The organism is Roseateles sp. (assembly GCF_047654805.1).
GTDB lineage: Bacteria > Pseudomonadota > Gammaproteobacteria > Burkholderiales > Burkholderiaceae_C > Pelomonas.
Genome location: NZ_JASGIV010000001.1, coordinates 5,013,707 through 5,028,622, shown reverse-complemented (window position 1 = coordinate 5,028,622; position 14,916 = coordinate 5,013,707). Strand labels below are relative to the sequence as shown.

The 14,916-nt window shown below is 70.1% G+C and carries 12 protein-coding genes; all 12 read left to right on the top strand.

The window, feature by feature from the left end:
* Positions 1-9: 9 nt before the first annotated feature.
* The 12 genes from QM732_RS22660 to QM732_RS22605 all read left to right on the top strand — a co-directional run bounded on the left by QM732_RS22660 (position 10) and on the right by QM732_RS22605 (position 14,908).
* Positions 10-1,080 carry an HlyD family secretion protein gene (locus tag QM732_RS22660; protein ID WP_415658347.1) on the top strand — a complete coding sequence of 357 codons (1,071 nt, stop codon included), beginning with the start codon at positions 10-12 and terminating at the stop codon, positions 1,078-1,080.
* On the top strand, positions 1,077-3,797 hold the full coding sequence (rbbA, locus tag QM732_RS22655; RefSeq protein ID WP_415658346.1) for a ribosome-associated ATPase/putative transporter RbbA: 2,721 nt from the start codon (positions 1,077-1,079) through the stop codon (positions 3,795-3,797). Before QM732_RS22660 ends, rbbA begins: the two co-directional genes overlap by 4 nt.
* A gap of 1 nt (position 3,798) precedes the next feature.
* Positions 3,799-4,926: an ABC transporter permease gene (locus tag QM732_RS22650; protein WP_415658345.1), complete on the top strand. Its 1,128-nt coding sequence runs from the start codon at positions 3,799-3,801 to the stop codon at positions 4,924-4,926.
* Between the two features lie 44 nt (positions 4,927-4,970).
* Complete coding sequence (locus QM732_RS22645; protein ID WP_415659429.1) at positions 4,971-6,356, top strand: bifunctional enoyl-CoA hydratase/phosphate acetyltransferase; 1,386 nt, start codon at positions 4,971-4,973, stop codon at positions 6,354-6,356.
* Complete coding sequence (locus QM732_RS22640; RefSeq protein ID WP_415658344.1) at positions 6,353-7,552, top strand: acetate/propionate family kinase; 1,200 nt, start codon at positions 6,353-6,355, stop codon at positions 7,550-7,552. Before QM732_RS22645 ends, QM732_RS22640 begins: the two co-directional genes overlap by 4 nt.
* A complete protein-coding gene (locus QM732_RS22635) occupies positions 7,546-8,241 on the top strand; it encodes a DUF1538 domain-containing protein (protein WP_415658343.1) in 696 nt (231 codons plus the stop codon). The genes QM732_RS22640 and QM732_RS22635 overlap by 7 nt, the downstream gene beginning before the upstream one ends.
* Positions 8,241-8,975 (top strand): DUF1538 family protein, encoded by a 735-nt coding sequence (locus QM732_RS22630; protein ID WP_415658342.1) that lies wholly within the window; start codon positions 8,241-8,243, stop codon positions 8,973-8,975. Before QM732_RS22635 ends, QM732_RS22630 begins: the two co-directional genes overlap by 1 nt.
* A gap of 7 nt (positions 8,976-8,982) precedes the next feature.
* The gene (locus tag QM732_RS22625; RefSeq protein ID WP_415658341.1) at positions 8,983-9,318 is read left to right on the top strand and encodes a P-II family nitrogen regulator; all 336 of its coding nucleotides are present in this window, start codon (positions 8,983-8,985) and stop codon (positions 9,316-9,318) included.
* 14 nt (positions 9,319-9,332) lie between these two features.
* Complete coding sequence (locus QM732_RS22620) at positions 9,333-12,155, top strand: cation-translocating P-type ATPase (protein ID WP_415658340.1); 2,823 nt, start codon at positions 9,333-9,335, stop codon at positions 12,153-12,155.
* 121 nt (positions 12,156-12,276) lie between these two features.
* A complete protein-coding gene (locus QM732_RS22615; protein ID WP_415658339.1) occupies positions 12,277-13,380 on the top strand; it encodes a sensor histidine kinase in 1,104 nt (367 codons plus the stop codon).
* Positions 13,377-14,120, top strand: a complete 744-nt coding sequence (locus QM732_RS22610) for a LytR/AlgR family response regulator transcription factor (protein ID WP_415658338.1) — start codon at positions 13,377-13,379, stop codon at positions 14,118-14,120. Before QM732_RS22615 ends, QM732_RS22610 begins: the two co-directional genes overlap by 4 nt.
* Complete coding sequence (locus QM732_RS22605) at positions 14,117-14,908, top strand: head GIN domain-containing protein (protein ID WP_415658337.1); 792 nt, start codon at positions 14,117-14,119, stop codon at positions 14,906-14,908. The genes QM732_RS22610 and QM732_RS22605 overlap by 4 nt, the downstream gene beginning before the upstream one ends.
* The last annotated feature ends 8 nt before the right edge of the window (positions 14,909-14,916 follow it).

Genomic DNA, 14,916 nt, shown 5'->3' with positions numbered 1-14,916 from the left:
CTGCCTCCCATGCCCTCCATCAAGAACAAACTGCTCCCTGCCATCGTTGCGGCCCTGCTGGCCGGTGGTGGCTGGGTTTTCTGGCAGCAGCGCCAGGCCAAGGCCCAGGACGAAGGTTTCCTCGCAAGCAATGGCCGCATCGAGGCCACCGAGATTGACATCGCCACCAAGCAGGCCGGCCGCGTGGGCGACATCCTGGTCGATGAAGGCGCTTTCGTGAAGGCTGGCCAGCTGCTGGCCACCATGCAGGTACAGACGCTGGATGCGCAGCGTCGCGAGGCCCTGGCCCAGCGCCAGCAGACGCTGACTGCCGTGGCCAGCACGCAGGCCCAGGTCGCCATGCGCCAAAGCGACAAGACCGCCCTGCTGGCCAAGGTGCGTCAGGCCGAGGCCGAGCTGGATGCTGCGCGTCGCCGGCTGGCACGCTCCGAGACGCTCGCAAAGGACGGCGCAGCCTCGGCCCAGACGCTGGACGACGACCGGGCCCGCGTGCGCGCCGCCGAGGCCGTGGTCGCAGCCGCCCAGGCCCAGGCCGTCTCGGCCGATGCCGCCATCACCGCGGCGCGGGCTCAGGTGACCAGCGCGCAGTCCCAGGTCGAGGCCGTGGACGCGACGCTGCAGCGCATCCAGGCCGAGCTCGACGATGCCCAGCTCAAGGCGCCGCGCGACGGCCGTGTGCAGTTTCGCGTGGCTCAACCCGGCGAGGTTCTGGGCGCCGGCGGACGCGTGCTGAACCTGATCGACCTTTCCGACGTCTCCATGACCTTCTTCCTGCCCACCGAGGTGGCCGGCCGCGTCGCGATGGGCACCGAGGTGCGCATCGTGCTGGACGCGGCGCCGCAATACGTGATCCCGGCCAAGGTTTCCTTCATCGCCAGCAACGCGCAGTTCACGCCCAAGACGGTTGAGACCAGCAGCGAACGCCAGAAGCTGATGTTCCGCGTGCGCGCAAAGGTCGACCGTGAGCTGCTTCGCGAGCACATGGAGCAGGTCAAGACTGGCCTGCCCGGCTCCGCGTGGGTGCGCCTGGACCCCGCGCGCGACTGGCCGGCCCACCTGGCTCTGCCGGTCCGCCGATGACGGGCGCAGACGCGCCGGTCGTGCGGCTGCAGGCGTTGAAGCAGCACTACGGCAGGCAGCAGGCACTGGCTGGCATCACGCTGGACATCCCCGCCGGCCGCATGGTGGGCCTGATCGGGCCGGACGGTGTCGGCAAGTCCAGCCTGCTGTCGCTGGTCAGCGGCGCCCGCGCGGTGCAGCAGGGCCGTGTCGAGGTGCTGGGCGGCGACATGGCCAGCAAGCGCCACCGCGACGCCGCCTGCCCGCGCATCGCCTACATGCCGCAGGGCCTGGGCAAGAACCTCTACCCCACGCTGTCCGTCGAGGAGAACCTGCAGTTCTTCGCCCGTCTGTTCGGCCACGACGCCGCCGAACGCCGCCGCCGCATCGACGAGCTGACGCGGGCTACCGGGTTGCAGAGCTTCCTGGCGCGGCCGGCCGGCAAGCTGTCGGGCGGGATGAAGCAAAAGCTCGGCCTGTGCTGCGCGCTCATCCACGATCCCGACCTGCTGATCCTGGACGAACCCACCACCGGCGTGGATCCCCTGGCCCGCGCGCAGTTCTGGAGCCTGATCGCCCGCATTCGCCGTCAGCGTGCCGGCATGAGCGTGCTCGTCGCCACCGCCTACATGGACGAGGCCCAGGGCTTTGACTGGCTGGTGGCCATGGACGACGGTCGCGTGCTGGCCACCGGCACGCCGGCGGAGCTGCTGCAGCGCACCGGCGCGCAGTCGCTGGAGGCCGCCTTCGTCGCACTGCTGCCCGAGGCGAAGAAGCGCGACCATGCAGCGGTCGTCATCCCGCCGCTGGAAGCGGACGAGAACGACATCGCCATCGAGGCGCAGGACCTGACCATGCGTTTCGGCGATTTCGTCGCCGTGGACCGCGTGAGCTTCCGAATCCGGCGTGGCGAGATCTTCGGCTTCCTCGGCTCCAACGGCTGCGGCAAGAGCACGACGATGAAGATGCTGACGGGCCTGCTGCCGGCCAGCGAGGGGCGGGCTTGGCTGTTCGGCAACGAGGTGGACCCGCGCGACATCGCCACGCGCCGCCGCGTGGGTTACATGTCGCAGGCCTTCTCGCTGTACGGCGAGCTGACGGTACGGCAGAACCTGGAGCTGCATGCACGGCTGTTCCAGGTGCCTGTGGGCGAGATCCCGGCGCGCGTGGCCGAGATGGAGCAGCGTTTCGGCTTGCAGCAGGTGCAGGCCAGCCTGCCCGAGAGCCTGCCGCTAGGCATGCGCCAGCGCCTGTCGCTGGCGGTGGCCATGGTGCACAAGCCCGAGCTGCTGATCCTGGATGAACCGACCTCGGGCGTGGACCCGGTCGCGCGCGACGCCTTCTGGCGGCTGCTGGTCGCGCTGTCGCGGCGCGACAAGGTGACCATCTTCATCTCCACCCACTTCATGAACGAGGCCGAGCGCTGTGACCGCATGTCCATGATGCACGCAGGCCGCGTGCTGGACAGCGACGCGCCGGCGCGGCTGGTGGCCAAGCGCGGTGCGGCGACGTTGGAGGAGGCCTTCATCGGCTACCTGGTCGAGGCCGGCGGCGGGACAGATACGGCCGGGGCTGCGACGCCCGATGCGCCCACTGCCGCGCCAGCGCCCGCGCCGCCGTCGCGCGGCTTCAGCCTGCAGCGTCTTTACAGCTACCTGTGGCGCGAATCGCTGGAGCTGCAGCGCGACCCCGTGCGCGCGACGCTGGCGCTGGCCGGCTCGCTGATCCTGATGTGCGTCATCGGCTTCGGCATCAACATGGACGTGCAGGACCTGCGCTACGCGGTGCTGGACCGCGACCAGTCCACGCAGAGCCAGAGCTACACGCAGAGCCTGGCCGGTTCGCGCTACTTCATCGAGCAGCCGCCCATCGCCAGCGACACCGAGCTCGAGCGGCGCCTGCGCAGCGGCGAGCTCGCCCTGGCGGTGGAGATCCCGGCCGGGTTCGGCCGCGACCTGCAGCGCGGCAGGGACGTGCAGATCGGTGCGTGGATAGACGGCGCCATGCCCATGCGGGCCGAGACCGTGTCGGGCTATGTGCAGGGCATCCACCAGTACTGGCTGGCCGAGCGGGCCGGCGCCGTGGCGTCGGGCCAGCCGGGGCTGCAGACGCGCTTTCGCTACAACCCCGACGTGAAGAGCCTGCCGGCCATGGTGCCGGCCATCCTGCCCATGCTGCTGCTGATGCTGCCAGCCATGCTGACCGCGCTGGCCGTGGTACGCGAGAAGGAGACCGGTGCCATCATCAACCTCTATGTCACGCCGGTCACGCGCAGCGAGTTCGTGCTTGGCAAGCAGCTGCCCTACGTGGCGCTGGCCATGCTGAACTTCGGGCTGATGGCGCTGATGGCCGTGACCGTTTTCGGCGTGCCCATCACGGGCAGCTTCGCGCTGCTGGCGCTGGCCGCGCTGATCTTCAGCTTCTGCGCCACTGGCATGGGGTTGCTGGCCTCCAGCGTCACACGCAGCCAGATCGCCGCGATGTTCTTCGCGATGATAGGAACCATGATCCCGGCCACGCAGTACGCGGGCATGATCGATCCGGTGTCGTCCCTGCAAGGCGCGGCACGCTGGATCGGCGAGATGTACCCGGCCTCGCACATGATCGCCATCAGCCGCGGCGTGTTCAACAAGGCGCTGGGTTTCGCCGACCTCGGCTCGGCGTTGTGGCCCATGCTGGCTGCCGTGCCGGTCATCACTGGCGCGGCGATCCTGCTGCTGCGCAAACAGGAGCACTGACGTGCGCCAGACCCTGATCAACGTCTATCGCCTGGGCGTCAAGGAGCTGTGGAGCCTGTGGCGCGATCCCATGATGCTGGTGTTGATCGCCTATGTGTTCACGCTGGGCGTCTACAGCGCGGCCAAGGCCATGCCCGAGACGCTGAACCAGGCCGTCATCGCCATCGTCGACGAGGACCGCTCGCCGCTGTCTCAACGCATCGCCTCGGCCTTCTACGCGCCGCAGTTCGCGCCGCCGCGGATGATCGACTGGCCGCAGATGGATGCGGGCATGGATGCCGGCGACTACACCTTCGTGCTGGTGATCCCGCGCAACTTCCAGCGCGACCTGCTGGCCGGCCGCGCGCCGCAGGCCCAGCTCAACGTCGACGCCACGCGCATGAGCCAGGCCTTCAGCGGCAGCGGCTACGTGCAGCAGATCGTCATGGGCGAGGTTGCGGAGTTCGCGCAGCGCTACCGCGGCACGGCCACGCCGCCGGTGGAGCTGGCCCTGCGCACGCGCTTCAACCCGTCGCTGGACAAGAGCTGGTTCGGCAGCCTGGTGCAGGTCATCAACCACATCACCATGCTGTCCATCGTGCTGGCCGGCGCGGCGCTGATCCGCGAGCGCGAGCACGGCACCGTCGAGCACCTGCTGGTGATGCCCGTCACGCCGGCCGAGATCATGCTGGCCAAGGTGTGGTCCATGGGCCTGGTGGTGTTACTGGCCGCGTGGTTCTCGATCACCGTCGTGGTGCAGGGGCTGCTGCATGTGCCCGTGGCCGGTTCGCTGCCGCTGTTCTTCACCGGCGCCGCCCTGTGCCTGTTCGCGACCACGTCCATGGGCATCTACATGGCGACGCTGGCACGCAACATGCCGCAGTTCGGCATGCTGATGATGCTGACCATCATGCCGCTGCAGATGCTCTCGGGCGGCAGTACGCCGCGCGAGAGCATGCCCGAACTGGTGCAGAACATCATGCTGGCCGCGCCGACCACGCACTTCGTGCAACTGGGTCAGGCCATCCTGTTCCGCGGCGCCGGACTGGACGTGGTCTGGCCGCAGTTCGCGGCGTTGGGTGCCATAGGCTCGGCACTGTTCGCGCTGTCGCTGCAGCGCTTTCGCAAGACCATCGCGCAGATGGCGTGAATCATGGAAAGGACCCACCCGTGACCGAGGCTCCCGCGCTGCAGATGCTGCGCAACCACACCTTCGACGAACTTGCGGTGGGCGACAGCGCCAGCCTCGAGCGCCAGCTCACCCAGGAGGACATCCAGCTCTTCGCCGTGATGTCCGGCGACGTCAACCCGGCCCACCTGGACGCCGAGTACGCCGCGGCGACGCAGTTCCACGGCGTCATTGCGCACGGCATGTGGGGCGGCGCGCTGATCTCGGCGCTGCTGGGAACGCAGCTGCCCGGGCCGGGCACGGTGTACCTGGGCCAGACGCTGAAGTTCCGCGCGCCGGTACGCGTGGGCGACCGGTTGACCGTCACGGCGACGGTGGCCGCCAAGGACGAAGCCAGGCGCCGCGTCACGCTGGCCTGTCTTTGCGTGAATCAGGACGGCCAGACCGTCATCGACGGCGAGGCCAGCGTGCTGGCACCCACCGAGAAGATCGAACGCCCCGCCGCCACACTGCCCGAGGTGCGGTTGCGCACTGACGGCGGCTTGCGCCGGCTGCTGCAGCACGTGCGGCCGATGGGGCCAATCCGCGTGGCTGTCGTTCATCCCTGCGACCCGCTCAGCCTCTCGGGCGCGCTGGACGCACGTGAGGCCGGTCTGATCGAGCCGCTGCTGGTGGGGCCGCGTGCGCGAATCGAGGCGGCGGCGCTGGAGGAAGGCATTAGCCTGGCCGGCGTCGAGATCGAGGACGTGCCGCATAGCCATGCCGCCGCCGAACGCGCCGCCGAACTGGCCGGCCAGGGCGCGGTGCAGGCGCTGATGAAGGGCAGCCTGCACACGGACGAGCTGGTCGGCGCCGTGCTGGATCCCGCCGCGGGGCTGCGGACCAAGCGCCGGCTGTCGCACTGCTTCCTGATGCAGACGCCGGCCTACCCGCGCCCCTTCATCATCACGGATGCAGCGATCAACATCGCGCCGACGCTGGAGCACAAGGCTGACATCGTGCGAAACGCTGTCACGCTGGCACACGCCATCGGCGTGGCCGAGCCGCGCGTGGCCATCCTGGCCGCCGTCGAGACGGTGAATCCCGCCATGCCGGCCACGCTGGACGCCGCTGCGCTGTGCAAGATGGCCGAGCGCGGTCAGATCGCTGGCGCCGTGCTGGACGGCCCTCTGGCCTTCGACAACGCCGTGTCGGCCGCGGCTGCGCGCGTCAAGGGCATCGACTCACCGGTCGCAGGCCAGGCGGACGTGCTTGTCGTGCCCGACCTGGAGAGCGGCAACATGCTCGCCAAGCAGCTGGAGTACATGGGCGACGCCGCCTCCGCCGGCATCGTGCTGGGCGCGAAGCTGCCCATCGTGCTGACCAGCCGCGCCGACAGCCGCGAGGCGCGTATCGCCTCCTGCGCCATTGCAGTGCTGCTGGCCCATCACTTCAGGAGCAACCCGCCGTGAGCGCCTTCATCGTCGTGCTGAACTGCGGTTCGTCCAGCATCAAGTTCGGCCTGTTCGACGCGGCCGGCACCGCGCGCCGGCCGGCCTGGAACGGCAAGGTGCAGGGCATAGGCGGCGACAGCCCCGACTTCGGCGCCAGTACGGTGCCGGTGCGACCGGTGGAACTGGGCCGCGAGCATCCTTACGCCGCGGCGCTGCAGATCATCCGTGACGAGGTGCTGCGCTGGCTGGACGGCCGCGCGGTCGCCGCCGTCGCGCACCGCGTGGTGCACGGCGGCGTCAGGCACTTCGAGCCGGTGCGCGTGGACGCGGCGCTGCTGGCCGAGTTGCGCGCGCTGGTGCCGCTGGCGCCGCTGCACCAGCCCTTTGCGCTGGAAGCCATCGAGATCCTGTTGCGCGAACGGCCCGGGCTGCCGCAGATCGCTTGCTTCGACACCGGTTTCCACCACACCGTACCGCTGGTCGAGCAGGTGTTGCCGCTGCCCTACTCGGCCTATCAGCGCGGCCTGCGCCGCTATGGCTTCCACGGCCTGTCGTACGAGTACATGGCCGTGGCCCTGCCCGAGCGCCATGGCGAGCTGGCGCGCGGGCGGACCCTCGTCGCACACCTGGGCTCCGGCGCCAGCCTGTGTGCGATGCAGGGCCTTCAGAGCGTGGCAACCACCATGGGCTTTTCGGCGCTGGACGGGCTGATGATGGGAACCCGCACCGGCGCCGTCGACCCCGGGGCCCTGCTCTACCTGATGGAGATCGAGAAGCTCTCGCTGGCCGAGGTCGGTGAGCTGCTGTACCGGCAGTCGGGGCTGCTGGGCGTGTCGGGCATCTCGGCAGAGCCGCGCCGGATCGTCGCCCACGAGGGCGACGCCGGCGAGACCGGCGAGCGAGCGCGCCTGGCGCTGGACCTGTACGTGCGCCGCATCGTGCGCGAGATCGGCGCGCTGACGGCGGTGCTGGGCGGGCTGGACTTGCTGGTCTTCACGGCCGGCGTCGGCGAGCACAGCGCGTTCGTCCGCGAACGCGTCTGCGCCGACCTGGCCTGGCTCGGCGTGCGCCTGGATGCCACCGCCAACCAGGCTGACGCGGCCGTCATCTCGTCGGACGAGAGCACGGTGCGTGTCGGCGTGGAGCCGACCAACGAGGAGTGGATCGCCGCACGCCATGCGCAACGGCTGCTGCTCGAGAGCGAGGCATGCTGAGGCTGGTCCTGCAGCGCCTGCCAGAGGTGCTGCGCGCCATCGCGCCGCTGGTCGGCGTCGTCTGCGCGCTGCAAGTCGTGCTGGTTCACGCGCCGCTGGCGCTGTTCCTGCAGTTCCTGCTCGGTGCGGTGCTGGTCGTCGCGGGCATGGTGTTGCTGTTCGTCGGCATCGACCTGGGCGTGCTGCCCATGGGCCGCTTCATCGGCGCCGAGCTGCCGCGTCGGCGCTCGTTGTGGCTCATCGTCGCGGTGGCTTTCGGCCTGGGCTTCGTCGTCACCATCGCCGAGCCCGACGTGCTGATCCTGGCCGAGCAGGTGCAGCGGGCCACCGACGGAGTCCTGCCGGGGCGGCCGCTGAGCTATGCCATCGCCGCGGGGGTGGGCCTGTTCGCGGCGCTGGCGCTGCTGCGCATCGTCGTCGGCGTGCCGTTCAAGTGGCTGCTGGCGGGCACCTACGGCCTGATGCTGCTGCTGTCGTGGTGGGCACCGCCGGGCTTCGTGCCGCTGGCGTACGACGCCGGCAGCGTCACCACCGGCGTGCTCACGGCGCCCGTGCTGCTGGCGCTGGCGCTGGGCCTGTCGTCGGTGCTGGCCGGCCGTTCGGCGCAGGCGGACGGCTTCGGCCTGCTGGGCCTGGCCTCGGCGGGCCCTGTGTTCGTCATCCTGCTGCTGAGCCTCGGGCAGGGCTGATGGAGGCCGCACTGAGCATTGCCCTCGTCGGCGACACGGCCGCCAGCGTGTTGCTGGCCGTGCTGCCGCTGGCGCTGTTCTTCCTCGTTTTCCAGGTCTTCGTGCTGAAGCTGCCTGGCGATGAGGTCAAGCGCATCCTCGTCGGTACGGCGCTTGCCGCGGCAGGCCTGTTCCTGTTCCTGCTCGGTGTCAGCATCGCCTTCCTGCCTTTCGGTCGCGCCGTCGGCCAGGCACTGGGCGCGCTTCAGTCGCCCTGGCAGGTGGTGGCCATAGGCATGCTGCTGGGTTTCGTAACGACCTGGGGCGAGCCCGCGGTGCGCATCCTGGCCACCGAAGTGGAGGAGGCCTCCAGCGGCGCCATCCGCCGCAGCTGGGTGCTGGTGTCGGTGTGCGTCGGCGTCGCTGTCGCCGTGGGTGCGGGCATGTTCCGCGTCGGCCGCGACCTGCCACTGCTGTATCTGCTCCTGCCCGGCTACCTGCTGGTGGTGGCCATCATGATCGCCAGCCGCAGCGACTTCGTCGCCATCGCCGCCGATGCCGGCGGCGTCGCCACCGGCCCGCTGGCCAACAGCTTCTTGCTGGCGCTGGCGCTGGGCGCCGCGGCCGCCACCGACGGCGCGGACCCGCTGGTCGACGGCCTCGGCCTCGTGTCGCTGATCGCGCTGGCACCCATGGTCTCGCTCACTTCGCTGGGCCTGCTGATCCGTTTCAAGGAGCGGCGCTTTCCGCGCTGAAACCCCCATGACCGAAATCTCCATGTCCCTCATCGTCAGCATCGTCCGCAAGGGCTGGGGCAGCCGTGCGCTACAGGCCTCCGTGGACGCCGGCGCACGCGGTGGCACCGTGCTGGCGGCACGTGGCGCCGGCATCAACGAGCACGAGAAGATCTTCGGCGTGGCCATCGAGCCCGAGAAGGAGGTGCTGCTGACGCTGGTGCCTGCCGATCGCGCGTCGGTCATTCTCGATGCCATCGTCCAGGCGGCGGAGCTAGACGCCACCGGTCGTGGCATCGCCTTCGTGCTGCCGGTGGACCGTGTCGCCGGCATCGCCCACTTCATGCGCGCATTCGGCGCCTGAGCGGGGAGTGCGGCATGCAGGGTGCTCAGGACAAGGCCCTCCACCCTTCGCTGCTCGACGGGGCGGCCGTCGCCGCCACGCTGGGCGTGGACCCGCAGCGCGGGTTGTCGCCGGCCGACGTCGCGCAGCGCCAGGCCCGCCACGGCCGCAACGAGCTGCGTGCCGTGCCGCCCGAGCCCGTCTGGCGCCGGCTGCTGGCCCAGCTGCGCGACCCGCTGGTGTTGCTGTTGATCGCCGCAATCGGCATCTCGCTGCTCGCCTGGGGGATCGAGGGCCGCCACGGCTGGCCGGTGGACGCGCTGGTCATCCTCGTCATCGTCGGCCTGAACGCGGTGCTGGGCCTCGTGCAGGAGGCGCGCGCCGAGAGCGCGGTGGCGGCGCTGGCGCGCATCACGGCCGTCACGTCGGCGGTGCTGCGCGACGGCCAGGTGCAGCGCGTTCCCAGCAGCGAGCTGGTACCAGGCGACATCGTGCTGCTGGCCGAGGGCGATGCCGTCGGCGCGGACGCGCGGCTGCTGCAGGCGGCCGCGCTGCGCGTGCAAGAGGCGTCGCTGACCGGTGAGAGCGAGGCCGTCACCAAGGACGCTGCCGCGCTGCCCGCCCTCGCGCCGCTGGCGGACCAGGCCGGCATGGTCTTCAAGGGCACGTCGGTGGCCCAGGGCAGCGGCCGCGCCGTCGTCACGGCCACCGGCATGGCCACGCAGGTGGGCTCCATCGCGACCATGCTGGAGGCCACCTCCGAGCCGCCGTCGCCGCTTCAGCGCGAGATTGCGCGAGTCGGCCGCATGCTGGGCGTCGCGGTGGTTGTGATCGCCGTCATCGTCGTCGGCACCGTGCTGTTGCTGAACGACGTTCACGGCCTGGCGGACATCGTGCAGGCCATGCTGCTGGGGGTATCGCTGGCGGTGGCCGCCGTGCCTGAAGGGCTTCCTGCCATCCTGTCTGTCGTGCTGGCGCTGGGCGTGCAGCGCATGGCGGGGCGCAGGGCCGTTGTGAAGAAGCTGTCGTCGGTGGAGACGCTGGGCTCGGCCTCTGTGATCTGCTCGGACAAGACCGGCACGCTGACGCGCTCGGAGATGACCATCCAGCGCCTGGCCACGGCTTCCGGGCTGGCGCGGGTCAGCGGTGTTGGCTACGTCCCCGAAGGCCGCATCGAGGCCGTGGATGGGGATGTCGCCGCCGACGCGATGCGCGCCGAGCACCTCGTCATGCTGGGCGGCGGCAGTCTGGCCAGCAATGCAGACCTGCGCGAGGTAGAGCCGGGCCTTTGGGAGATCCAGGGCGACCCGACCGAGGCGGCCTTTCTGGTGGCCGAGCGCAAGCTGGGCGGCCACGAACGCCGCAGCCGGCGCTTCGAGCGCGTGCGCGAGCTGCCGTTCACGTCCGAGCGCAAGATGATGTCCAGCATCGAGATCGACCACGAGCAGGGCGATGCGCGGGTGCTGGTCTGCAAGGGTGCGCCCGATGTGCTGCTGTCGCGCTGCACCCATTACCGCGAGGGCCTGGCTGTGCTGCCGCTGGACGAGGCCGCGCGCGGACGCATCATGGCTGACGTGGACCGCCTGTCCGACGATGCCATGCGCACGCTGGCCGTGGCCTACCGGCTGCTGGACGCCGGCGAGGCGCCGGAGGACGGCGCCGATGCCGACGCGCTGGAGCGCGGCCTGGTCTTCGTCGGCACCGTGGGCATCATCGACCCGCCGCGCGAGGAGGCGGCAGTGGCCATCGCCGAGGCGCGCCGCGCTGGCATCCGTGTCGTCATGATCACCGGCGACCATCCGCGTACCGCGGCACGAATCGGTGCCGACCTGGGCCTCGTGGAGCGCGGTGCGACGGCGGTGTCGGGCGTGCAGCTGGATGCGATGGACGAGCGCGCGCTGGCGGAGGCGGTGCGCGTGCACTCGGTGTTCGCCCGCGTGGCGCCGGCACACAAGCTGCGCATCGTCGACGCGCTGCAGGCCCAGGGCCACGTCGTTGCCATGACGGGCGATGGCGTCAACGACGCGCCGGCGCTGAAGGCCGCCGACATCGGCGTGGCCATGGGCATCACCGGCACCGAGGTGACCAAGCAGGCGGCCAAGATGATCCTGGCCGACGACAACTTCGCCACCATCGTCGATGCGGTGCGCGAGGGCCGGGGGATCTTCGACAACATCCGCAAGTTCCTGCGCTATCTGCTGTCATCCAACATGGGCGAGGTGCTGACGGTGTTCCTGGGTGTCGTCGGGGCAGGCGTCATCGGCCTGCAGTCGGGCGTCGGCGAGGGCATGGTGCTGCCGCTGCTGGCCACGCAGATCCTGTGGATCAACCTGATCACGGATTCCACGCCCGCGCTGGCCATGGGCGTGGACCCGACGACCGAGGATGTGATGGCCCGCCGGCCACGCCGGGCCGATGAGCGCGTCATCGATGCTGCCATGTGGCTGGGCGTCATGGAGGTGGGCATCGTCATGGCCCTGGTCACACTGCTGACCATCGACCTGTACCTGCCGGGCGGCCTGATCGAAGGTCAGCAGGGCCTGGACAATGCCCGCACGGCCGGCTTCACCACACTGGTGCTGGCTCAGCTGTTCAATGCGCTGAATGCGCGTTCGGCCTCGGCCAGCGCCTTCCAGGGACTGTTTGCCAATCACTGGCTGTGGGGCGCCATCGGGCTGTCGGTGGTGCTGCAGGTGGCGGTGGTGAACCTGCCGCTGATGAACGTCGCCTTCGGCACCGTGCCGCTCAGCCTCGAGCAATGGGGCGTCTGCCTCGCGATGGCCAGCCTGGTGCTGTGGGTGACGGAGCTGCGCAAGCTGCTCACGGGACGGCGCCCGGGATCGCGTCGGACGGGCTGATCCTTCGGGAAAGGCCCTTCGGCCGGCTGGTAGCACCCCCGAGACCGCATCCCGCACCCTGGAGCCCGCACTTCGTCTCCCCAAACACCGCCGGGCCGGCCGGCCTCCCTAAGATGAAGCCATGAACACCCTGGCCCCTCATCCCGGCAGCCGCCGCAGCCAAGCCCGCATGTGGCTGGCCTATGCCGGCTGCTGTGCACTGGCTTGGTGCCTCTTCGTGCTGGCCGGCAGCGAGTTCGACCGCGGCCTCGACCCCTTCTGGCTGGCCGTCTACCAGGCCACCACCATGCTCTGGGCGCCCATGCTGCTGGGCGTCGCCGTCTGGCCGGTGGCGCGTCGGCTGCATGCCGCCGACAGCGGCCTGGCCGCGACGACGCTGGCCCACACCCTGGCGGCGCTGGCCTTCGCGGCGCTGTGGCAGGCAGGCGAGTTCGCCGTCAATGCCGCGCTGTTCGGCACCGACCATGCCGGCGCCGTGCTGCTGGCCGGCCTGCTGTGGCGCTCGGTCTGGGGCATCGTCGTCTACGCCACCATTGCCACCGCCTTCACGGCCGTGCTGCAGGCGCGCGCAGCGCGCGCTGCGGCTGTGGCCACGGCCCAGGCCGAAAGTGCCCTGGCCAAGGCCGAGCTCTCGGCCATCAGCGGCAAGCTCAACCCGCATTTCCTGTTCAACACGCTGAACTCGCTGATCGCGCTGACCCGCAAGGATCCGGCCGGCGCAGAGGCCGCGTTGCTGAAGTTCGCGTCCATGCTGCGTTACGTGCTGGACACCAAGCGCGGTGCCGAGGATCGCGTCATGCTGTCCGACGAGATCGATTTCTTGCGCGACTATCTGGCTCTCGAGGCGTTGCGCCTGGGCACCCGGCTGCGTGTGGACTGGGATCTGGAGGAGCGCGTGATGGCGGACGAGCTGCCGCCGCTGACGCTGCAGCCGCTGGTCGAGAACTCCATCCTGCATGCCGTGGCGCCGCGCAAGGGTGGCGGCCGCGTGACCATCAGCGCGCGCCGCAACGCGCTCAATCACGGCCTGGACCTGGCCGTCGCCGACGACGGCCCGGGTTGCGAACCCGAGGCGCTGGAGGCCAAGCCAGGCCAACGCCGCGGCGTTGGCCTGGCGGCACTGAAGAAGCGCTTCGCGCTGGACTACGACGGCCAGGCGCGATTGCGCATCCACACGGCCCCAGGCGCGGGGTTTCGCGTCGATCTCTTCATCCCCCAGACATGAATACCACCACTGTTCTCATCGCCGAAGACGAACCCCTGGCCGCCGAGGCGCTGGCCGACTGGGTCAAGGCCACGCCGGGCCTGCAGCTCGTAGCCGTCTGCGAGGATGGGGACGACGCGCTTCAGCAGATCCGCGCTCTCAAGCCCGCCCTGGTGCTGACCGACATCCAGATGCCGGGCCTGACAGGGCTTCAAGTCGTGCAGGCGCTGCAAGGCGATGCCCACCAGCCGCGCATCATCTTCACCACGGCCTATGACCAGCATGCGCTGACGGCCTTTGAGCTGCATGCGGTGGACTACCTGCTCAAGCCCTTCTCGCGCGAGCGCTTCGACGAGGCGGTACGCCACGCGCTGCGCGAGGCCGGGCCCAGCGTGGCCGAAGTGGCCCAGGCGCTGGGCGCGCCGGCCGACGCGCCGCTGACCCGCCTGCTGGTGCGCGACCAGGGCAAGATCTTCCCCCTGCAGGTTGACGCCATCGAGTGCCTGCGCTCCGACAACAAGTACACCGCCATCACCAGCAAGGGCCGCAGCTTCCTGGTGCGCCTGCCCATCGCCGATTTCGAGACGCGACTCGACCCCAACCGTTTCCTGCGCCTGCAGCGAGGCTGCATCGTCAATCTCGACTTCGTCGAGAACATGACGCCCGACGAGAACTCACAGCTGGTGGTGCAGCTGCGCGACGGCACTCGCATCACCGCCAACCGCGAGGTGTCCAAGATGCTGAGGGAGCAATCGCTATGAAGTTTCTCCTGCTGCCCCTGCTGATGGCCGCCGGCCTGGCGACGGCCCAACCCTCTTCACCGGCGGCACCGGCGGCACCGGCCAGCCCGGCGCCGCCTGCCCACCCCGCGCAAGCCGCCAGGACTGCACCCGTGGCGCTGCCTGCCGGGCCGGGCAAGGTCTACGCGCCAGGCGCCTTCGATCGCCTCGAGCTGGGCGGTGCGGCCCGCGTGGTCCTCGTGCAGGGCGACCGTGACCAGGCCTTCATCGCTGGCGACGACGAGGCGCAGAAAGGCGTCGAGGTCGAGCTGGCCGACCGCCAGCTCGTCATCCGCCCGACCGGAGGCTGGAAGATCTGGCGCAACGGCAAGCTGTTCGTGCAGGTGGAGATGCGGGATCTGCGCCAGCTGTCGGTCTCCGGTGCCAGCGACGTGCAGGCGCCGGGTCCGGTGCGCGCCGATCAGCTCAAGCTCAGCATCAGCGGCGCCGGCAACGTGAGGCTGGACCAGCTGGATGCGCGCCAGCTGGTCTTCACCATCTCGGGCGCCGGCGACGCCCAGCTGGGCGGCCATGTGGGCGAGATGGCGCTGCAGATCTCCGGCAAGGGCAAGGTCATCGCCGACCGGCTGCAGGCCCAGCGCGCCCGCGTCAATGTCAGCGGCCTGGGCAACGTCGTGCTGTGGGTCACGGATGAGCTCTCCGCCCACATCTCCGGCGTCGGCTCGGTGGACTACTTCGGCAACCCGGCGGTGCAACGTTCGGTGTCGGGCATGGGGTCCATCAATGCCCGTGGCGAAAGGCGGAACTGAGGCCGGCA